18 protein-coding genes and 1 pseudogene are annotated in these 19,792 nt (G+C 73.4%); 5 read left to right on the forward strand and 14 right to left on the reverse strand.

What is annotated here, in order from left to right; translation table 11 throughout:
* Nucleotides 1-85 precede the first annotated feature (85 nt).
* Nucleotides 86-817 (reverse strand): MIP family channel protein, encoded by a 732-nt coding sequence (locus AB0E96_RS23080; protein WP_359826728.1) that lies wholly within the window; start codon nt 815-817, stop codon nt 86-88.
* A gap of 283 nt (nt 818-1,100) precedes the next feature.
* Nucleotides 1,101-2,030 carry an NADP-dependent oxidoreductase gene (locus tag AB0E96_RS23085; protein WP_359826731.1) on the reverse strand — a complete coding sequence of 310 codons (930 nt, stop codon included), beginning with the start codon at nt 2,028-2,030 and terminating at the stop codon, nt 1,101-1,103.
* Nucleotides 2,031-2,239: 209 nt separating this feature from the next.
* Here AB0E96_RS23085 and AB0E96_RS23090 point away from each other — a divergent pair, with 209 nt between their 5' ends.
* From AB0E96_RS23090 to AB0E96_RS23100, 3 genes are read left to right on the forward strand one after another with little or no spacing between them, the layout of a single operon-like run.
* The gene (locus tag AB0E96_RS23090; RefSeq protein ID WP_359826742.1) at nt 2,240-3,673 is read left to right on the forward strand and encodes a LuxR C-terminal-related transcriptional regulator; all 1,434 of its coding nucleotides are present in this window, start codon (nt 2,240-2,242) and stop codon (nt 3,671-3,673) included.
* 28 nt (nt 3,674-3,701) lie between these two features.
* Nucleotides 3,702-4,136 carry a protein-tyrosine phosphatase family protein gene (locus tag AB0E96_RS23095; RefSeq protein WP_359826745.1) on the forward strand — a complete coding sequence of 145 codons (435 nt, stop codon included), beginning with the start codon at nt 3,702-3,704 and terminating at the stop codon, nt 4,134-4,136.
* Nucleotides 4,137-4,141: 5 nt separating this feature from the next.
* On the forward strand, nt 4,142-7,288 hold the full coding sequence (locus tag AB0E96_RS23100) for a HEAT repeat domain-containing protein (RefSeq protein ID WP_359826748.1): 3,147 nt from the start codon (nt 4,142-4,144) through the stop codon (nt 7,286-7,288).
* A 6-nt stretch (nt 7,289-7,294) separates the two neighbouring features.
* On the opposite strand, the gene AB0E96_RS23105 is transcribed toward AB0E96_RS23100, so the two are convergent.
* From AB0E96_RS23105 to AB0E96_RS23155, 11 genes are all read right to left on the reverse strand, one after another.
* Nucleotides 7,295-8,569, reverse strand: a complete 1,275-nt coding sequence (locus AB0E96_RS23105) for a PQQ-binding-like beta-propeller repeat protein (RefSeq protein WP_359826750.1) — start codon at nt 8,567-8,569, stop codon at nt 7,295-7,297.
* Between the two features lie 142 nt (nt 8,570-8,711).
* Entirely contained in the window at nt 8,712-9,680 is a 969-nt protein-coding gene (locus AB0E96_RS23110) for an urease accessory protein UreD (RefSeq protein ID WP_359826780.1), read from the reverse strand.
* Between the two features lie 53 nt (nt 9,681-9,733).
* A complete protein-coding gene (gene ureG / locus AB0E96_RS23115) occupies nt 9,734-10,354 on the reverse strand; it encodes an urease accessory protein UreG (RefSeq protein ID WP_359826753.1) in 621 nt (206 codons plus the stop codon).
* A gap of 39 nt (nt 10,355-10,393) precedes the next feature.
* Nucleotides 10,394-11,083 carry an urease accessory UreF family protein gene (locus AB0E96_RS23120; protein WP_359826782.1) on the reverse strand — a complete coding sequence of 230 codons (690 nt, stop codon included), beginning with the start codon at nt 11,081-11,083 and terminating at the stop codon, nt 10,394-10,396.
* A 122-nt stretch (nt 11,084-11,205) separates the two neighbouring features.
* The gene (gene ureC, locus AB0E96_RS23125; protein WP_359826755.1) at nt 11,206-12,930 is read right to left on the reverse strand and encodes an urease subunit alpha; all 1,725 of its coding nucleotides are present in this window, start codon (nt 12,928-12,930) and stop codon (nt 11,206-11,208) included.
* Nucleotides 12,930-13,403, reverse strand: coding sequence for an urease subunit beta (locus tag AB0E96_RS23130; protein WP_359826758.1), 474 nt, complete (start codon nt 13,401-13,403; stop codon nt 12,930-12,932). The genes ureC and AB0E96_RS23130 overlap by 1 nt, the downstream gene beginning before the upstream one ends.
* A complete protein-coding gene (locus AB0E96_RS23135) occupies nt 13,393-14,385 on the reverse strand; it encodes a cobalamin biosynthesis protein CbiX (RefSeq protein ID WP_359826761.1) in 993 nt (330 codons plus the stop codon). The genes AB0E96_RS23130 and AB0E96_RS23135 overlap by 11 nt, the downstream gene beginning before the upstream one ends.
* A 3-nt stretch (nt 14,386-14,388) precedes the next feature.
* Nucleotides 14,389-14,694, reverse strand: coding sequence for an urease subunit gamma (locus tag AB0E96_RS23140; protein WP_359826764.1), 306 nt, complete (start codon nt 14,692-14,694; stop codon nt 14,389-14,391).
* Nucleotides 14,695-14,913: 219 nt separating this feature from the next.
* Complete coding sequence (locus AB0E96_RS23145; RefSeq protein ID WP_359826767.1) at nt 14,914-15,885, reverse strand: urea transporter; 972 nt, start codon at nt 15,883-15,885, stop codon at nt 14,914-14,916.
* 293 nt (nt 15,886-16,178) lie between these two features.
* Nucleotides 16,179-16,937 carry an alpha/beta hydrolase gene (locus AB0E96_RS23150; RefSeq protein WP_359826769.1) on the reverse strand — a complete coding sequence of 253 codons (759 nt, stop codon included), beginning with the start codon at nt 16,935-16,937 and terminating at the stop codon, nt 16,179-16,181.
* A gap of 239 nt (nt 16,938-17,176) precedes the next feature.
* Entirely contained in the window at nt 17,177-17,551 is a 375-nt protein-coding gene (locus AB0E96_RS23155) for a VOC family protein (RefSeq protein WP_359826772.1), read from the reverse strand.
* A 242-nt stretch (nt 17,552-17,793) separates the two neighbouring features.
* On the opposite strand from AB0E96_RS23155, the gene AB0E96_RS23160 reads away from it, so the two are divergent.
* Nucleotides 17,794-18,612 carry an AraC family transcriptional regulator gene (locus tag AB0E96_RS23160; protein WP_359826774.1) on the forward strand — a complete coding sequence of 273 codons (819 nt, stop codon included), beginning with the start codon at nt 17,794-17,796 and terminating at the stop codon, nt 18,610-18,612.
* 36 nt (nt 18,613-18,648) lie between these two features.
* On the opposite strand, the gene AB0E96_RS23165 is transcribed toward AB0E96_RS23160, so the two are convergent.
* Nucleotides 18,649-19,410 (reverse strand): alpha/beta fold hydrolase, encoded by a 762-nt coding sequence (locus AB0E96_RS23165; protein WP_359826777.1) that lies wholly within the window; start codon nt 19,408-19,410, stop codon nt 18,649-18,651.
* Nucleotides 19,411-19,532: 122 nt separating this feature from the next.
* Here AB0E96_RS23165 and AB0E96_RS23170 point away from each other — a divergent pair.
* Nucleotides 19,533-19,792 (forward strand): annotated as a pseudogene (locus AB0E96_RS23170) (hypothetical protein); the annotation flags it as partial.

Consider the following 19,792-nt stretch of genomic DNA (forward strand, 5'->3'; position numbering starts at 1 on the left):
GGTGCGCGCACGCCCGGGACCCGGGGGGGCCCGGGACGGTCGTCCGGGCCCGGGCCCCCGCGCCCGCCGAGCGGCGCCGCGCGCACTACACCCGCGCGTCGGTGGCCAGGGCCTGCGCCACCGGAAGGTTGGGCTGCGGGTGGGTCAGCAGGTGGACGCCCGCCGCCAGCGCGCCGCCGACCAGCGGGGCGAGCAGGAACAGCCACAGCTGCGACAGCGCCTCGCCGCCCGCGAACAGCGCCGGGCCGAGGCTGCGCGCCGGGTTGACCGAGGTGCCGGTGAGCGGGATGCCGACCAGGTGGACGACCACCAGCGCGACGCCGATCGGCAGCCCGTCGAAGCCGACCGCGGCCAGCCGGTGGGTGACCGCCAGCACGACGTACACCAGCAGGAAGGTGAGGACGACCTCGGTCAGGAACGCGCCGCCGGCGTTGATGTGCATCTGGGAGCGCTCGCCCCAGCCGTTGGTGCCGAGCTTCTCGTGGGTCTCCAGCCCCGGTATCTGCTTCGCCAGCAGCAGGACGAGCCCCGCGCCCGCGATGCCGCCGAGCAGCTGCGCCACCCAGTACGACACCGCCGTGCGCCCGTCGATCCGGCGGGCCAGCAGGAAGCCGAGCGTCACCGCCGGGTTGACATGGCAGCCGGAGATCGGGCCGAGCGCGTACGCGAGGGCGAGCAGCACGAAGCCGAACGCGAACGCGATCCCGACCGGACCGATCGCCTCCCCCGCGAGTACCGCCGCACCCACCGCCAGCAGCACCAGCAGCAGGGTCCCGAGGAACTCGCCGACCACCGCCCGCCTGTCCGTTCCGCCCATACGCCTGGTCCTCCTGACCGTCAGGGCAGGCGGTCCGGTGCCGCCCACGCCCGGCCAACCCTGGTCGACCGTTCGAGGGACCGCATGTCGGCCGAACGGCCCACCGCCGTATTCACGGCGCGCCCGCCTGCCGAATTACTCCGAACGGATGAAACCGTACGAAAATGGCGAGCCCGATGCAAAACGGAGGTAAAACGGGCAGACACGGACAGGACGGGCGGTGGACGGCTGCCGGAACGTCAGACCGGACAGCGGGCGGGACATCGGACCGTCAGGCCGCGGGTCACACCGTCAGCACGATCTTGCCGCGCAGGTGCCCGGCCTCACTGATCCGCTGCGCCTCGGCCGCCTCCGCCAGCGGGAGCACCCGGTGCAGCGGCAACCGCAGGGTGCCCGCCTCGTGCAGGGCGATCGCGGCCGCGAAGGCGCGGCCGTAGAACGGCTCGACGCCCTCCACGCCACCGGTGAAGCGGACGCCGTGCTCCTGCGCCCCCGGAACGTCGGCGATCGTCAGCACCCGGTCCGCACTGCCCGTCAGCTCGATCGACAGCGGCAGCACCCCGCCCCGCCCGGCCGCGTCCAGCGCCCGGTCCACCCCGCCCGGGGCGGCGGCCCGCACCCGCTCGGCCAGGCCCTCCCCGTACGTCACCGGGATCGCGCCGAGCTCGCGCAGGTGGTCGTGGTTCGACTCGCTCGCCGTGCCGACCACGGTGATCCCGCGCGCCCGGGCGAACTGGAGCAGCACGGTGCCCACCCCGCCGGCCGCGCCGTGCACCAGCAGGGTCTGGCCGGGACGCACGTCGAGGACGGCGAGGGCGCGCTCGGCCGTCTCGGCCGCCACCGGGATCGCGGCGGCCTCCGCCCAGCCCAGGCCGGCCGGCTTGTGTGCCAGGGTCGCGGCGTCCACCAGCGCGTGCTCGGCGTAGCCGCCGCCCATCAGCGCGCCGAACACCTCGTCGCCGGGTGCGAAGCCGCGCACCTCCGCGCCGACGGCCTCGACCACACCGGACACCTCGAAACCCGCGACGTGGGGGAAGACGACCGGGAAGAGCCCGGCCAGCTCGCCGGTGCGCAGCTTGCGGTCCAGCGGGTTGACACCCACCGCGCGGACCGCGACCCGCACCTGACCGGGGCCGGGAGCGGGCAGTTCGATGTCGATCGGGCGCAGCACGTCCGCGCCGCCGAACTCGGGGAAGGCGATCGCCTTGGTCATGGAAAGTCCTCCGGTTACGGGAAGTTGGGTTCCTCCGACGTCCTCCATCCTGTGGCCGGGACGGCCACTCTCCGGCTGGCCCTTCGGCCGGTTCGACCTGTCCGAACGGCCAGGCGGGAACGGCGGCTCCCGAACTAGGCTGGACGGCAGCGGCATCGCGACAGCGCGACAGCGCGGGCGGCGCGGGGCGCACAGGGGAGAGCAGGGGCATGGGGGACATGAGCGGCGTGGACGGCACCATCGGCACCATCAGTACCGCCGGGACCGCCGGGACCGCTGGGACCGCTGGGACCGCTGGGACCGCCGGCGACGACGAGACCTGGCGGCAGCACTGGGGGCGCCCCGAGGACGCGCTGGCCCAGGCGCTCGAAGTGCTGCGCACGCCCCGACCGGACCTCCTACGCCGGCTGTCCGCCGTACTCGCCACCCTCGTCCCGCACACCGCACTCGCCCAGCTCAGCGGCGTCTGCACGTTCAGCCCCGTACACGGCTACGGCCCGCCCGAACTGATCGCGGCCATCGGCTCGCTCGACCTCTCCCGACTGGCCGAACGCGCCGCCGGAACCGCCCCGGCCGGCCACCCCTGGCAGGGCGAGGCCGAACTCGCCGGTCAGGCCCGGCCGGTGGTGGTCGTGACCGCCACCCCGAACAGTGGCAGCGGCGCCGTCCTGGCACTCGTCCGGACCAGCGCCACGCCGGTCCCGGCCGGAGCACTCGCCGTCCTGCAACAACTGTGGGACCTGATGGTCGCCCACTCCGACCACCGCGCCACCGACGCCGCACCCACCCAGGCCGCCACCTCCCGCACCTCCGCCAACGCCCGTGCCCGCGCCATCGCCGAGTTCACCGGCACCCACAGCGCCGCCCTCACCGCGATCCTCGCGCCACTGCGCTCCGCCGACCTCGACGACGCCACGGCCCGGCGCAACGCCACCGAGCTGGCCGTCACCGCCCTCCTCGACCTGCGCCAGGGCGCCGAACTGGACCGCACCCTCAGCGAACAGCCCGCCGACGCCGCCTTCGCCCGGCTGGTACGCGACCTGCGCCCGCTGCTGCGGCACACCCGGGTCCACCTCGACGTCGCACCCCCCGCCGAGGCCGACCGCTCCGTCCCCGCCGACGCCGCGCACACCGCCCGCGACGCCGTCCGGGTCGCCGTGCTGCTGATGCTGGAGCAGGAGAAGCCCACCCGGCTGCACGTCAGCTGGCAGTTCACCGCCGACGGACGGCTGCGCGCCGTGGTCCGCGGCGACGGCCTCGGCCTGCTCACCGCCGAAGCCCTCACCGTCCACCGCACCGTCGACCGCATCACCACCCTCGGCGGGCGGCACGGGGTCGAGGCCGTCCCCGGCTGGGGCACCACGGTGACCGTCGACCTCCCGCTCGCCCTGCCCGAACCCGCCCTCGCCACCGACCCCCTCGACGGCCTCCAGCCGCGCGAACTGGAAGTCCTCGACCAGCTGGCCCGCGGCCGCCGCAATCGGGACATCGCGGCGGCACTGCACATCAGCGAGTCGACGGTGAAGTTCCACGTCGCCAACATCCTCGCCAAACTCGACGTCTCCTCCCGCGGCGAAGCCGCCGCCCTCGCCCACCGGGCCGGTCTGCCGCGCGGACCCGTCGGACTCCACGCGGCATCCTGACCCCGAACCCCTCCCGAGGAAGGCCGACATGACCGACCCCACCACCTGGGACCCGAACGCCCCCGGCATCCTGCGCCTGCCCTCCGGCCGCCTCCTGCGCGGCCGAGGCCTCAGCCGCCCCCTGCCGCCCGGCACCCTGCCGACCTTCGCCCTCTACCTGTACGACGACCGGCCGCCCCGCACCGACTGGCCGCACCGCTGGGTCCGCTGGCCCGACTTCGGCCTCCCCGCCGACCCCGAGGACGCCGCCGACGCCTTCCGCGAGGCCTGGGAACGCTCCGCCACCGAACGCGTCGAACTCGCCTGCGCCGGCGGCTGGGGCCGCACGGGCACCAGCCTCGCCCGCATCGCCGTCCTGGACGGCGTCCCGGCGGCGGAAGCGGTGGCGTACGTGCGGGAGCACTACGACCGGCACGCCGTCGAAACGCCGGAGCAGCGGGAGTTCGTGGAACGGCTAGCCTAGGCCGGGTGGGGAGCGATCCAGAGACTTCGACGGTCAACGACATCTCCGGCACGGTCAACGGCGATGTCATCCAGGCCCGCACGGTCAATCTGACCAAGACGGTCGGGCCGACCGTCACCGCCGAGTCCATGGCCGACGCCCGCGCCGCGTACGCCCGGCGGGTCCGGGAGACCTACGGCCGGCTCGACCTGGAGGTGCTCACCCCGCTCTCCGAGCAGGGCGAGCACCCGGCGGTCGAACTTCGGGAAGTGTTCGTCACCCCGCAGGTCCGGGAGGACCCGCCACCGGTGGAACTGCCGCGCGAACTCGTCCAACGACTCCTCGCCAGCGGCGAGTTCACCGAGCATTCACTACCCGGAGACCTCGGACAGTCCGCTCTCGAACGGCTGCGCACCGAATACCTCAACCGGCCGACGGAGGACGTGCTCTCCGTCCTCGCCGGGCCGCGCGGGGCGCGGGTGGTCCTGCTCGGCGACCCGGGAGCGGGGAAGTCCACCCTCGCCCGGTACATCGCGCTCACCCTCGTCCAGGACGCCGACGGCCCGCTCGCCGCACTGGACGGGCTGGTGCCACTGGTGGTCGAACTGCGCCAGTACGCCGAGGGGCAGTGGCGCGAGCGGACGTTCGAGGACTTCCTCGACCACCGCCAAGCCGTCGCCGGAATGTCCCTCCCCGGGCCCGAACTGCGCCAACTCCTCTCCCGGGGCGAGGCCGTGGTCGTCTTCGACGGCCTGGACGAACTCTTCGACCCCGGTGTGCGGGCCGCCACCGCCGAACGCATCGCCGCCTTCGCCGCCCGCTACGACCGGGCACGCGTGGTCGTGACCTCGCGCGTCATCGGCTACCAGCGCGGCCCGCTCAGCGGCGCCGGATTCACCCACGTCATGCTCCAGGACCTCGACCCGGACCGGATCGCCGACTTCGCCCGCCGCTGGTACGCCATCGCCTGCCCCACCGACGCCGAACTCACCGGCCGACTCGTCGAGCGCATCACCACCGCCGTCGAAGCCTCCCGCCCCATCCGGGAACTGGCCGGCAACCCCCTGCTGTTGACCATCCTCGCCATCATCGGCCGCCGCCAGGCCCTGCCCCGCGACCGCCAGGGCGTCTACGAGCACGCGGTACGCGTCCTCGTCGCCCACTGGGACCGCGACACCAAACACCTGAACGTCCCGCTCACGCCCGGCGCCGCCGAAGTCCTCGATCTGTTGGACGACCGCGAACGCCTGGAACTGCTCAGACTGTTGGCCCGCCGCATGCAGGAGGGCACCGGCGGCATCGCGGGCAACCACATCCACGCGGAGGAGCTGGAGGCCGTCTTCCGCGACTACTTCACCCAGTTCGGCTACCTCCCCCACCAGTGCCTCGCCGCCGCCCGCACGCTCCGGAACCAGCTCCGGGAACGCAACTTCATCCTCGCCCGGTACGGCAGCGAGGTGTACGGCTTCGTCCACCGGGCGTTCCTCGAGTACCTCGCGGCGGCGGACATCTTCCAGCGCTACACGGTCGGGAGGGAGTGGACGCCGGAGGAGCTGATCCAGGAGGTCTTCGCCCGGCGGGCGGACGACCCGGCGTGGCACGAGGTGCTGCTGCTGGTGGTCAACCAGTTGAGCGAGGCGGACGCCGGGAAGGTGGTGGACCACCTGCTGGACCGGCGGGACGAGGGCTCACTGGTCCTGGCCTTCCAGGCGCTCGCTGAGGTGCGGAAGATCGGGTTGCTGAAAGCACAGAGCGACCGGGCGGTCGACGCCGTGATCCACACGGCAGCGTCGCACGTCGCCATCGGCCGCATGCGTTCGCTGACGACCGCGCTGACGGCGCTGAGCGCGACACCTGTCTGGAGCGGGCGCGAACGATTCCTCCGATGGTTCCACGTCCACGGGCAGTTCGCCGAGTTGGGCGCGGTGGCGGCAAGGGTTGCCGTCGCACTCCATTCCACGTTCGGCACCTCCCTCACCCTGGCGACCTTCGGCCATCCCCGGGTGCGTTCCTCCGCCATCCGGGCTCTGGCAGGTCGTTGGAGCACTCATTCCGACAGCGCGGCCTCCCTGCTCGAACTCGCGACACACGGAGCCGACGCGGACTCCCGCTCCACCGCTCTGAACGAACTGGCGTCGCGATGGCCCGAGCATCCTGCCGTCCTCCCGCTCGCGCTCCGGAACGCCGTCGAGGGAGCCGACACCTCGCGAATCACCACGCTGCTGCTCCTCACCGAGAACTGGCCGAAGCACCCCGACGTTCTGGCACTCCTCCTCGAACGCGCCACCGCGGACCCCCGCGAACAGATCCGCTCCTACGCGGCACGACTCCTCGACTCGTTCTGGCCCGATCACCAGGACGTCCGGGCACTGCTCCAGTCCCGCACGGGGGATGAGACTCCGCCGACCTCGTACAACCGTCTCACCGATGTCATCACGAAGAACTGGCCCGGAGCCTCCGACGGCCCGACCCGACTACTGGAGCTCGCCGCCCACGACCACGACCTGGCTGTCCGCGGCGTCGCGATCCAGGGCCTCGCGAAAAGATGGTCCACGAATGACAAGGTTCTGTCGCTGTTCCTCGATCTCGCGGCCAACGACCCCGACCTCGCGATCCGCAGCATGGTGCTCACGACTCTCGGGCGTTTCTGGCCCGGGCGCTCCGAGGTCCAGTCCCTCCTGTGGAACCTCGCCGTCGACAGCGCCGACAGCCTGGTCCGCACCAGCGCTTTCGAAGGCATCGGCGCGACAGCGCACGACACAGCGGCGGTCGTCGCACTGCTCGGCAAGGCAGCGGTCGAATCCGAGGTCGCCTACGAACGGGAAGCGGCGCTGAAGGCTCTGGCCAGGTGCCTGGACCCACTCGGCGAGACAGCTCGGCTGTTCCTGGAGCGAGTCACCGGAGATCCGGACCCCAGGGTCCGTGGCATCGCGCTCAGCTGCTACGCGGTGGCCGCCTTCGACTCAGCCGAAGACATCGTCCACGCCCAAGCCGTCGACGACCCCAGTCCGCAGGTGCGTGCCCAGGCGCTGACCATGCTGGCCTGGCAGTGGCCCGACCGTCCGGAGACCACGGCGATCCTCCGAGCGGCCCTCGCCGGCCCGGATCCCGAGGTCCGTCAGGCCGCCGGGGACGGGCTCGGGGCCGTCGCGCACTTCACCGCCGGGCCCTGAGGCCGGTCAGGCGGCCGGGGGTGCGGGTTGCGTTCCCAGGGCGACGACGCCGCCCGGGCTGCTGTGGTAGACCGTCCCTCCCGCGGCGGCCAGGGAGACCCGGCCGGCTCGCTGCGAGTCGTCCTGCCAGCGCATCGCGCCCGTCGAGGGGTCGAACGCCCAGAGCCGGCCCTCTGCCGTCGCGGCGTAGACGCCGCCGTCGGTGGCGACCACGGCGGGGGCCTCTGCCGCCCGGCCGGTGAAGGCGTTGGCCTTCCAGACCCAGTCGCCGGTCTCGGTGTCCAGGCCGTACAGCCGGTCGCCGTTGCCCATGTAGACCGTCCGGCCGAGGGCGGCCGGCCGGCCTGGGTCCCCGTGCTGGAAGGATTCCCAGAGCCTGTCACCGGTCGTCCCGTCCAGCGCGGCGACGATCGTGCCGCCCATCGACTCGGACGTGACGAGGAGTGCGCCCCGGTGGGCGGTGAGCGGGCTGTTGGCGACGACCTTGCGTTCCCACAGCTGCCCGCCGGTGCGGGCGTCCAGGGCGACGACCCCGGCCGACGCGCCGGCCGCGTAGACGGTGTCGCCGTCGAGGGCCAGGGAGGCCGCGTGGAGCACGGGGCCCGTCCAGCGCGGGTCGCCGGTGGTCAGCTCGTAGCAGCGGACGGCGCTCCCGTGGGCGGCGAACACGCTGCCGCCGCCGACGGCCGGGCGCTGCTTGCCCGCGGCCTCGGACCAGTAGGGTGCGGCGGCTTCCCAGCGCTGCTCCCCCGACTGCGCGTCCAGGACCCGCAGATGGGTGTCGGTGGCCACGCAGACCACCCCGTCCCCGGCGGCCAGCGGCCAGCCGCCCTGTGCTTCGGCGTCGTGGGGCGTGCTGACGGTGTGGCTCCAGCGGACCTCGCCGGTGCGCGGGTCGAGGGCGCGCACGGTGCCGTCGAACCCCGAGACGTAGAGGGCGGGTTGCCGGCCGGTGGTCAGCTCCAGCCGTCCGCTCGCGGCGGTGGTGTGCCAGATCCGGGGGCCGTGGGAGTTGCTCCGGCGGACCCACTCGTTGACGCCTGCCGCCGCTGCGACGGCAACCAGGCCCGCGACCCCCGTCAGCAGTTTCCGGCGGTTGATCCGCTGGTCGATCCAGCGCCGGGCGGGTGGGGGCGGCGTCGTCGGCCCGGTCGGCGCACTGTCCGCTACGGCCTCCGGTACGGCCTCCGGTACGGCCTCCGGTACGGCCCGCGCTCCGTCGTCCGGCACCGCCTTCGCCGCGTCGTCCGACCCGCGCTGGCCCGGCGCTGCCTCGGGCACGTCGCCGGACCCGACCCCGTGCGCCTCGTCCGGCGCGCAATCCCGTCTCGCATCCTCGTTCACGCCGTACAGGACTCCGCATCCCGCCCCGCGGTTGTACCGGATCCGGAAGAAGATCACGAGCGGTCCCCGGGCCCCGCTGCTACGTCTTCCGCAGCTCCGGCGCCGGCACTCCGATCAGCAGCCGTCGCACCGCGTCCCAGGCCGCGCGCAGGGCGGCCGCGCAGGTCCGGGTGTCGGAGCCGAGCAGCCGCAGCCAGGCGCCGCTGTCCTGGGGCAGCACGCTGACCCCGTACAGCAGGTCGCCGTGCCCCTGGCCACGGCCGGCCACCGCCTCGTGCAGGACGTCCGCGATCCGGCCGGCCGGGGCGAGCGGGCTGAGGACGTACAGGCTGGACATCACGTCGTGTCCGGCCAGCACCGCGGGCCCGGTGACCCCACCGTTCCCGCCGTTCCCGCCGTTCCCGGCCCGCGCGGGTTCCAGCCGCACGGTGTCCAGTGCCACCAGCCCACCGTCCGGGCGCCGGACTTCGAGGTCGGAGGCGAACACCCGGTAGGCGTTGCGCTCGCCCCGGGCGAGGCGGCCGGCGAGCACGGTCTCGCCGGCCAGCACGGTGGCGTCGGGGTCGACGGTGAGGACGGTCCGCTGGTAGAAGCGGGAGTCGACGAACGGGATGACCGGTTCGGGCAGGTACTCGACGTAGGCGCGCGGGCCGGCTGTCAGGTCGACCAGTTGGGTCGCGTAGTCGTGCTCCATCCGGTAGACCTTGGTGGCCGCCTGGGTGGTCAGGTGGACCGCCGTGTCGGCCCCGCAGTGCAGGTCGGTGCGGAGCCGGTCGGCCTGGAGGATGCCGCCGCCGGTGGACATCAGGAAGGTGACGGCGAGGTCGGGGCGGGCCGGGTCGAAGTACAGCGGGCGCATGATCTGCAGTGGTGACTTCTGGTAGTGACCGGTGAGTTCGGTGCGCGCGCCGATCCGCTCGAAGGCCAGCTCCAGCAGCCCGACCTTGCCGGGGCGCCCGACGCCGAGGGTGTCGGGCGTCCCGGCATGGCGGCGGACCTCGTACGGGACGCGGGCCGGCTCGTAGTGCCGGGGGTCGAGCCGGGGCACCGCTCCGGCCGGCGGAGCCTCCTCGGCCGAGGCCGCCGCAGCGGCGGAAGCCGTCACGCCGCGACCTTGCGGAAGGTCTCCAGGAAGGCCGCGATCTCCTCCAGCCCCTCCCCCGTCAGACAGTTGGTGAGGACCACCGGACCGCCCTCGCGCACCCGGTGGGCGTCGAACTCCATCACCCCGAGGTCGGCGCGGACGTACTGGGCGATGTCGATCTTGTTGATGACCAGCAGGTCCGATTCGGTGATGCCCGGGCCGCGCTTGCGGGGCATCTTCTCGCCCTCGGCGGTGTCGAGGACGAAGAGGAAGAGGTCCACCAGGACCGGACTGAAGGTCAGCGTGAGGTTGTCGCCGCCGGACTCGAACAGCAGGGTGTCGACGTCCGGGAAGCGCTCCAGCATCTCGGCGCCGGCCGCGAGGTTCATCGTCGGGTCGTCCCGGACGGCGGTGTGCGGGCAGGCGCCGGTCTCGACGCCGACCACGCGTTCGGGGTCCAGCATCCCGGCCAGGGTGCGCCGCACGTGCTGGGCGTCCTCCTGGGTGTAGATGTCGTTGGTGATGACCGCCGGGCGGTGGCCGCGGGCGATCAGTACCGGGACGAGCGCCTCGATCAGCGCCGTCTTTCCGGATCCCACCGGGCCGCCGATGCCCACGCGGAGCACGTTCTCGGTCAACTCTCCTCCTCTGGTCGTTCGTTGTACGTGTGTCGGGGTTCAGCTCATGAACAGCCGGGCCTCGGCCCGTTCGTGCCGCCCGGACATGGCGTCCGCGACCGGCACGCAGCCGCCGAGGTCCGCCGGTTCCCGCACCAGGGCGGCGGACACGACCTCCCGGATGACCGGGGAGGCCGCCCGCAGTACGACCTGCGCCTTGCGGTGGTCGGTCAGCCGAAGCCGCAGCGCCGCCCCGACGAAGCTGGCGCAGAACGCGAACAGGTCGCTGGTGACGGCTTGTTCGACCGGGACGCCGGCCGAGGCGTAGGCCACCCCGGCCGCCACGGCCTGGCAGCCGGGGGCGCGCTTCTCCGCGACCAGTCCGGCGTACCGCTCCAGCGCCTCGCCGCCCACCGACTCCCGGGCGATGTCCAGGAGTTGGCGGCCGGTCCGGGTGGATGCCAGGCGCAGCTCACGGTTGAGCCTGGTGGCGTGCAGCCGCTGGTCGGTCTCGGCGAGCTGGTCCCAGTCGCCCGCGGTGGCCGCCCGGTGGGCGAGGACCAGGGCCGTGGCGTCGGACGGACCGACGCCGTGCCGCAGCAGGTCGGCGAGCAGCGCGGGCAGGGTGTCCGGGGTGACGGCCCTGGCCTGGGCGTAGCCTTCCAGGCCGTGCGAGAGGGTGTAGAAGCCGCTGGGGAAGGCCGAGTCGGTCAACTGGAGGCAGACCAGCAGGCCGTCCAGACCGTCCAGACCTCCCCGGGTGTCCGAGCCCTCGCCCGCCGAACCGGGTTCGGTGCCAGTGCCCGTTCCAGTGCCCGTTCCATTTCCGGTGCCCGTTCCGGTGCCGGTACTGGTGCCGGTGTCGGTGCCGGTCACGCGAGGTAGAACAGGTGGTTGAGCGGCAGTTCGCGGGCCGGCTCGATGGTGGCGGGCTCGCCGTCCAGGGTGACCTTGTACGTCTCCGGGTCCACCGCGATCTTCGGCAGCGCGTCGTTGCGCACCATGTGCTGCTTGCCGACCGTGCGGCACCGCCGCACCGGCAGCACCCGGCTCTCCAGGCCGAGTCTGGCCGGCACCCCGAGGTCCACCGCCGCCTGCGACATGAAGGACACCCGGGTGGCCTGCCTGGCCCGGCCGTACTGGCCGAACATCGGGCGGTAGTACACCGGTTGCGGGGTGGGCAGGGAGGCGTTCGGGTCGCCCATCAGCGCCCAGTTGATCACGCCGCCCTTGATGACCATCTTCGGCTTGGCGGCGAAGGAGTTGATCGGCCAGAGCACGATGTCGGCGAGCTTGCCCGGCTCCAGCGAGCCGATGTGGTCGGCGGTGCCGGAGGCGACGGCGGGGTTGACGGTGAGCTTGGCGAGGTAGCGCAGGACGCGGAAGTTGTCGTTGCGCTCGCTGTCGCCGGCCAGCTTGCCGCGCTGGTCCTTGCAGTGGTGGGCGGTCTGGAAGGCCCGGGTGAAGGACTCGCCGATCCGGCCCATCGCCTGCGAGTCGGAGGAGAAGATCGAGATGACGCCCTCGTCGTGCAGCACGGTCTCGGCGGCGATGGTCTCGGCGCGGACCCGGGAGTCGGCGAAGGAGACGTCCTCGGGGATGTCGTGGCTGAGGTGGTGGCAGACCATCACCATGTCCAGCAGTTCGTCGACCGAGTTGACGGTATAGGGCAGCGTGGGGTTGGTGGAGGACGGCAGCACGTTGGGCTCGCCGGCGATCCGCATGATGTCGGGGGCGTGGCCGCCGCCCGCGCCCTCGGTGTGGAAGGTGTGGATGGTGCGGCCGTCGATCGCGGACAGGGTGTCCTCGAAGTAGCCGGACTCGTTGAGGGTGTCGGTGTGGATGGCGACCTGGACGTCGTACTCGTCGGCGACGCTCAGCGCGCTGTCGATCGCCGCCGGGGTGCTGCCCCAGTCCTCGTGCACCTTGAGGCCGCACACCCCGGCCTCGACCTGTTCGCGCAGCGCGCCGGGCAGCGAGCCGTTGCCCTTCCCCAGCAGCCCGACGTTCACCGGCAGGTCCTCGACGGCCTGGTACATCCGGTGGATGTTCCACGGGCCGGGGGTGCAGGTGGTGCCGTTGGTCCCGTCGGAGGGGCCGGTGCCGCCGCCGATCAGGGTGGTGATGCCGTTGCTCAGCGCCTCCTGCACCTGCTGCGGGGCGATGAAGTGGATGTGGGTGTCGATGCCGCCGGCGGTGGCGATCAGGTGCTCACCGGAGATCACCTCGGTGCCGGGGCCGATGACCAGCCGCGGGTGCACGCCGCTCTGGGTGTGCGGGTTGCCGGCCTTGCCGACCGCGACGATGAAGCCGTCCTTGACGCCGATGTCGCCCTTGACGACGCCGAGCACCGCGTCCATCACGACCACGTTGGTGATGACCAGGTCGAGCGCGCCCTGGACGGAGGTCGCGGCCGGGTCCTGGGCCATCCCGTCGCGGATGCCCTTGCCGCCGCCGTAGACGGCCTCGTCACCGTAGTGGCCCTGGTTGAAGTCGTGTTCGACCTCGACCACGAGGTTGGTGTCGGCGAGGTGGAAGCGGTCGCCGACGGTGGGGCCGAAGAGGTCGGTGTACTGCTTGCGGGAGAGGATGGCCATCAGCGGTCGCCTTCCTGACGGGCCCGGCGGGCCCCGTGGTCCTGGTGGTCCTGGTGGGCCTCCGTGTGGAAGTCCCGCGGGCGGTCGTCCTTGTGGTCGAGGTCGGTGCCCTTGAAGCCGCGGGCGATGGCCCGGTCGAGGGCCCGGGCCCGGGTGTCGGGGGCGGTGACGCCGCCGTCCACGAGGTTGGCGAAGCCGACCAGGCGGCGGTGGCCGCCGAACTCGGCGAGCGTGACGTCCTTGGTGTCGCCCGGCTCGAACCGGACGGCGGTGCCGGCCGGGATGTCCAGGTGCTTGCCGAAGGCCGCGTTGCGGTCGAAGTCGAGGGCGCGGTTGGCCTCGAAGAAGTGGTAGTGGGATCCGACCTGGATCGCCCGGTCGCCGGTGTTGCTGACCGTGACGGTGGCTTTGGCGCGGCCGGCGTTGATCTCCACCGGGTCGTCGCCGTACAGGTATGCGGCGCTACCGGACATGGCTGGCCTTCCTCTCTGCCGGGTCCGTGGGGGGTGTGTGCGCACTCGCGGGTGGGGGTGCGGGTGTGAGTGGGGGTGCGGGTGTGAGTGGGGGTGCGGGTTCGTGGGTGTGGCTGTGGTGCCGGTGGTGTCCCGAGGGCTGATGGTGGTGCCGGCCGTGCGGCTCACCGGCCCCGTGGCCGTACGGCTCACCCGCCCCGTGACTGTGCTGCTCACCCGCCCCGTGACTGTGCGGCTCGCCCGGCCCGTGGCTGTGCGCGTAGCCGTGCCCGTGCTCGGCGTCGAGGCCCGCCAGGATGCCGTCCTCCCCGTGCCCGAGCAGGTGCAGCGCCGCCGCCGTCCGGGCCGCGATCACCCCGGCGACGGCGGACGGCCGCAGCAGCGGGCCGCCGTCCCGGACGCCGGGCAGGGCGGCGCGCAGGGCCGGTCCGAAGGAGGCCGCAACCGCCGTCACCTCGGGGGCGCCGAGCAGGCGGCAGCGTTCCGCCCCCTCGGCCGGATCGGGGTCGCCGCCGTCGAAGGCGACCTCGAACCAGCGGTGGCGGCCGTACTGGCGGGCGAGGCGGGCGATCCGGAACAGTTCGGCGTCCTCGAACGGGCCCGCCGCCGGGGCGGTGACCAGCACCGCGCCGTCGGGGGCGGTGCCGGCGGCGGCGCGCAGCCAGCCGATCAGGTGGTCGGCGGCGCCGAAGGGGGCGGTCAGGGCGAGTCGTCCGCGGGCCTCGTCGGCGGCCAGCCAGCGCAGGGCCCGGGCGGTGTCGGCGACCAGCCGGGGGTCGCGGCCGAGCGTCATCGGGACGACGCAGACCGGCCCGTCGCCCGCCTCGCCGAGCGCCGACCGTACGGCCTCGGTGAGCGGACGGCCCGCGGGGACGGCGGCGTGCACGGCGGGCCCGGTCGCGACCAGCGCCGCGAGGTCCCGTCCGCCGTCGCTCTCGTGCCCGCCGGCCAGCACCACGGTGGCGTTCTGGGGCCGGGTCATCGCTCAGGCACCCACCGGGTCGTGGCAGGAGACCAGCTTGGTCCCGTCCATGAAGGCCGCCTCCACCTGGAGCAGCGGGAGCATCTCGCGCACGCCCGGCATGACGTCCTCGTTGCCGACGACCTGCTTGCCGATCTCCATGCACTCGGCGACGGTGCGGCCGTCCCGGGCGCCTTCCATGATCGCCTCGCTGATCAGCGCGCAGGCCTCGCTGTAGTTCAGTTTGACGCCGCGGTCGCGGCGTTTGCGAGCCAGATCGGCGACGACGTAGATGTACAGCTTGTCGATCTCACGCGGCGAGAGATTCACGGGTATCACTCTTCCTTTCCCAGAATCCGATGACATACGGAAAGCGTCGTTCGAAGCCGCCGGTCCACCGGCGCCGAAATCCTCCGGCCACCGGAACTCCTCGGACTTCTCGAACTCCTCGGGTTCCCGGCGTCCTCGAACTCCCCGGCGTATCGCGAAGTCCTCGGCGTATCGCGAAGTCCTCGACAGGCGGGAAATACGGGGAGGCCGGCTGTGGAATCAGGTGCGGCGCAGGCGCGGAACGGCCGGCACCGCCGCCAGGAACAGCATCGTGGTCAACACGAACGGCCAGGTGAAGGCGTGCCCGCCGAAGGGCGCGGAGACCGCGCCGAGCGCCGGGGTCAGGAGTGTCGCGCCGGCCGCGCCGACCAGGGCGTAGGCCGCGCTCCAGCCGTCGGGTGCCAGGAACACCCCGCACAGCGCGAGGGCGACCAGCACGCCGCTGTACCCGAGCAGCCCCTGCCCGACCGCCTCACCGGGAGCGCCGAACACCCAGGCCGTGAGCAGCCCGGTGGCGCTTCCCGCGCAGGCCATCAGGCCCGCGAGGCGGCTCGCCGCGAACAGGCCGGCCAGGAACAGCAGGCCGACGTACCACCGCGGCATGAAGAAGATCTGACCGATGTTCGCGAAGAAGCCGTGCCAGAGCTGGTCCCAGCTCAGCCCGGTCGGCCCGTCGGCCGGGACGGGCAGGGCGGCGGGCGCGCCGGCACCGTTCCACAGCCTCCGGAAGCCGGGGGCGGCCGCCGTGACGGCGGTCGTGACCAGGCAGAACGGCGCGGTCAGCGCGGGCAGCCGCCAGGTGGCGAGCAGTGCCCCGAGCCCCGCCGTGACCACCACGGCGACGGCGGACCCGAGGACCGCCATCGCGGCCGTCGCCGGGTGCCCGGGGCCGAGGAAGACGGCGCAACCGAGCGCCACCAGACACCCGTTGTACCCGTGCAGCCCCGCCCCGACGGCCTCCCGGTCGAGCCCGAGCCCGTACGCGACGGCGGTGGAGACGGCGCTGCCGAGCAGCGCGTAGAGGCCGTACTGCCAGCCGGCCGCGAACAGTGCGGCCACGAAGAAGAGTCCGCAGACGACGGACGGCATGAAATCGACCTGCGCGACGCCGCGCAGGACCTCCGCGACCACCCTGCCGGATATCGGACGGGTCGCCACCGAGGCGCCGTCCCCACCCTGTTGCCAACCCATGCTGCGCACCAATTTCCGGTACGGCCGGCCTGCCTGGATGTCGGCCCCGGCGATTCCTCCGGAACCGTACTCCTACGGTTTGCGAAGTCCAGGGGGCACGAGCTGTTACGCCAAATCCACGAAGGGTGACCACCAGGCCGCTGAGCTGCAACAATCTGTTGAAGCCATTGCCCGTCAGGTTCGTTGCAGGGAGAAATCCTTTGCGAAGTTTTACTGACGGTTGGCATCGGCCGGCATCGGCGCCGCCGGGGCCGTGGACCTCGGCGGCGGTGCGCACCCCACGGGGCCCGCGCTCACTCCGCCCGGAGCAGATGCCGGGCCAGGAACCTCTCGGACGACTCCAGTTCGAGCTCCGGCACGTCCACATGGCCGCCGGGGTTGGCGTGCAGCGTCTTCTCGGACGAACCCAGCGCACCGAACAGCGCCAGTGCCCCCTCGCGCGGGACCAGCTCGTCGTCCCACTGGAGCAGGAACTCCACCGGCACACCGACCCGTGCCGCCGCCTCCGTCTGCGAGGCGTGCCCCGTCAGTCCGAACACCGCGGCGGCGATGCGCGGTTCGGCCGCCGCCAGCGGGATGCCGATCACGCTCCCCAGCGACAGGCCCCAGAACCCCACCGGCCCGAGTCCCCCCACCCGTCCTCCATCCGCCTCAGCCGCCTCCAGCGCGTCCAGCACCGCCACCCACTCCGGCACCGCCCGCTCCGCGAGGGCCGCCGTGTGCCGCGCCACCCACGCGCTGATCGGCCGCCCCGCCGCGAGCAACTCCCCGATCTCGGTGGCGAACCGCTCGTCCTGCGCGCTGCGCGCCCGCTCGCCGTGCCCCGGCGCGTCCAGCGCCACCGCCGCGAAACCGTGCCGCCGCACGCAGCGGTCGGCCCGGTCCACCACCCCCGGCCCCAGCTTGTGCCCGCCGCCGCCGTGCCCCAGCAACACCAGCGGACGCCCGCCGAGGGGCGGTCCGTCCGGCCGCCAGAGCACTCCCGGTACGCCGTCGAGGGTGAAGTGGCGCCGTGTCACGCCGTCCGCGCTGGATTCCGAGGTGAAGTGCACCCCGCCATCATGGCTCCCGACACGCGTTCGAGTCCCGGCTTTCGGCCGTTGCCACCGCAACGGCTCGGAGAGATCGGCGGAGCGCCGGAGACTCCGGCGGCTCCGGCGGCTCCGGCCGTCCCGCCGCCACGTGCGCAGATCGAACCCCCTTGGTGCGACGCCCGGTTCGCGAGCACCGAGACAGGCGAGGAGCGTGCGGCACGGCTCCGCACGCTCCGCGCCCGCCTCGGTCCGGACGGTCAGTCGCCGGCGGTGGCGGGCGCCAGGCAGAACGGGTGACCCTGCGGGTCGAGCAGGACGACCCACTGCCCCTCGCCCGGCTGGACGTCGGGCCGGGTGGCCCCGAGCGCGAGCAACTCCTCGACGGCGCCGGACAGATCGGCGACGGTGAAGTCGAGGTGCATCCGTGCTCCACCCTCCGGCCAGCCCGGCGCGCGGTGGGACTCCACCCGGACGAAGGCCAGCCCGGGCGCGGACCCGGCCGGGGAGAGGGAGGCGAAGTCCTGGTCGCTGTGGGAGAGTTCCCACCCGGTGGCCTTCTGGTAGAAGGCGGCGAGCGCGACCGGGTCGGCGCAGTCGAGGACGATCGTGGCGGGCTGGTTCAGCACGGACATGGTGCGGGCTCCTGCGGTCGCGGGTGAATGCGTGGTACTCGTCGCGATCGCCGCCGCCGTTGCGGCGGCTGTCGCGATCGCGGTGCCCAGCCTGCCTCCGGCCCGCCGTGCCGGTCTTGAACATCCTTGCGCCCGGACCCGGTGACGGCCCCGCTGCCGGTCGCGGTTCCGGCCCCGCTGTCGGCCCCGCTGCCGGACCCGGCGCCGCCCCGCTGTCGGACCCGGCCCGTACCCTGCCGACCGTGCTCACCGCCGAACCCGTCGCCACCCGGCCCGACTTCCGGATCAGCGTGGTCTCCTGCCGCAACGACCACACCCGTTGGTCCGCGCCCGAGGTCCACCGCGGCTACCGCCTGGTGCTGGTCCGGCACGGCCGCTTCCGTCGCCGGGCGGCCGGGGTGGCCGCCGACCTCGACCCGAACCTCGGCTACCTCGGCACGCCGGACGAGGAGGAGAGCTTCGCCCACCCGGGCGGCGGCGATCTGTGCACCTCGGTCGACGTGGCGCCCGCGCTCTGGCGCTCCCTCGCCGGCGAGGGCCCCGGGCCGGGCGCCGGGACGCTCTACGTCGACCCCCGGCTCGCCCTCGCCCACCGCCGTCTCCTCGCCGCCGCCCGCTCGGGGGACGTCGACTACGGCGCCACGGAGCGGCTGTTGGGGCTGCTGGCCGCCGCCGTCAGCCGGACGGCCACCGGGCCGACGCCCGCGGCGGCCCGTCCGTCCGCGGTCCGCGACCGCGCCCTGGTCGCGGCGGCCCGCGAGGCGATCGCCGAGGACCACCCGGCCTCCCGCACGCTGCTGTCCCTCGCCGACCACCTGGGCGTCTCCCCGTACCGGCTGAGCCGCGCCTTCCCCCGCGAGCTCGGCGTCTCGCTCACCCACCACCGCCACCACGTCCGCATCGCCCGCGCCCTGGACCGCCTCGAGGCCGGTGAGCCGAGCCTCGCCGCGCTCGCCACCGACCTCGGCTACGCCGACCAGGCCCACCTCACCCGCACCCTGCGCCACCACCTCGGCCACACGCCGACCGCTGTGCGCCGCCTCCTCGAACCGGCCCGCTGAAGAAGGGGCCCACTGAAGAAGGGGCCCGTCGTGCCGCTACCGCGCCGCCGCGGTGCCCTCGGCGAGGAACGCCAGGAGGAGCGCGGTGATCTCGGCCGGGCGCTCCAGGCCGGGGAGGTGGCCGGCCCAGGGGAGCTCCTGGTGGCGGGCGTCGGGGAGGAGGGTGGGGAGGGTGGCCGCGATGTCGCGGAAGTCCTGGAAGTCGTGGGCGCCGGACACGGCCAGGGTGGGGGCGGTGATCCGGCCGAGGTCGACGTCCTCCCGGTCGGGGCCGACCGTCGCCTCCGACTGGACGTCGAAGGCGTGCCGCTGCATCCGGCGGACGTTCGCCCGGGTCTCCTCGTCGGCCTCCGGGCCGAGCCAGGACTCGACGTTCAGCTCGACGGCCGCGTCAATCTCCCCGGCCTCGATCAGCTCGTCCTCCCGCCCGCCGAAGGCCCGCAGGGTCTCGCTGGGCCGGTGTCCGGGGATGCCGGAGCAGAGCAGGGCCAGCCTGCCGACCGCCTCGGGGCGCAGCGCGGCCGCCGTCAGGGCGATCCGCCCGCCGTAGGAGGCGCCGACCAGGGCGGCGGTCTCGATGCCCAGGTGGTCGAGCAGGGCCAGGACGTCCCCGGTGTCGCTGTACGGGGCGTCCGCGAGCGGTGTGTCGCCGAAGCCGCGGAAGTCGCAGCGGACCACCCGGTGTCCGGCGTCGATCAGGGGCTGCCACTGCGCGTCCCACATCCGCCGGTCGCACACCGAGGAGTGCAACAGCACCACGGCGGGTCCACTGCCTGCTACGTCATGAGAAATGATCATCCGGCGGATAGTAGTGCGTCCGCCCCCGGTACCCAACCGGTTTGGAGCCGCCGCGGCCGCCGGTAAGCGCTTCGCGCCGTCCCCGGGCTCTGGACGGGTGAAGGAGGTGCTCGGAGGTGCTCATGGGAGAAACGAAGAGCGATCGGGACGACGGGTTCCAGGCGTTCATCGTCGCGGTCTGGCCCCGACTGGTACGCACGGCGTACCTGTTGGCCGGCGAGCAGTACGCGGCCGAGGACCTGGTGCAGTCGGCCGCCGAGAAGGCCTGCGCGGCCTGGTCGAAGGTGTCGATGGCTCGGCACTCGGCCTGGGCCCGCATCGCGTCGCGGTGCATGGCGGGCCGGGCGCCGGTGGGTAGGACAGTGACGGCGGCGAGGTGGAT

This window comes from Kitasatospora sp. NPDC036755, assembly GCF_040636595.1.
Lineage (GTDB): Bacteria > Actinomycetota > Actinomycetes > Streptomycetales > Streptomycetaceae > Kitasatospora.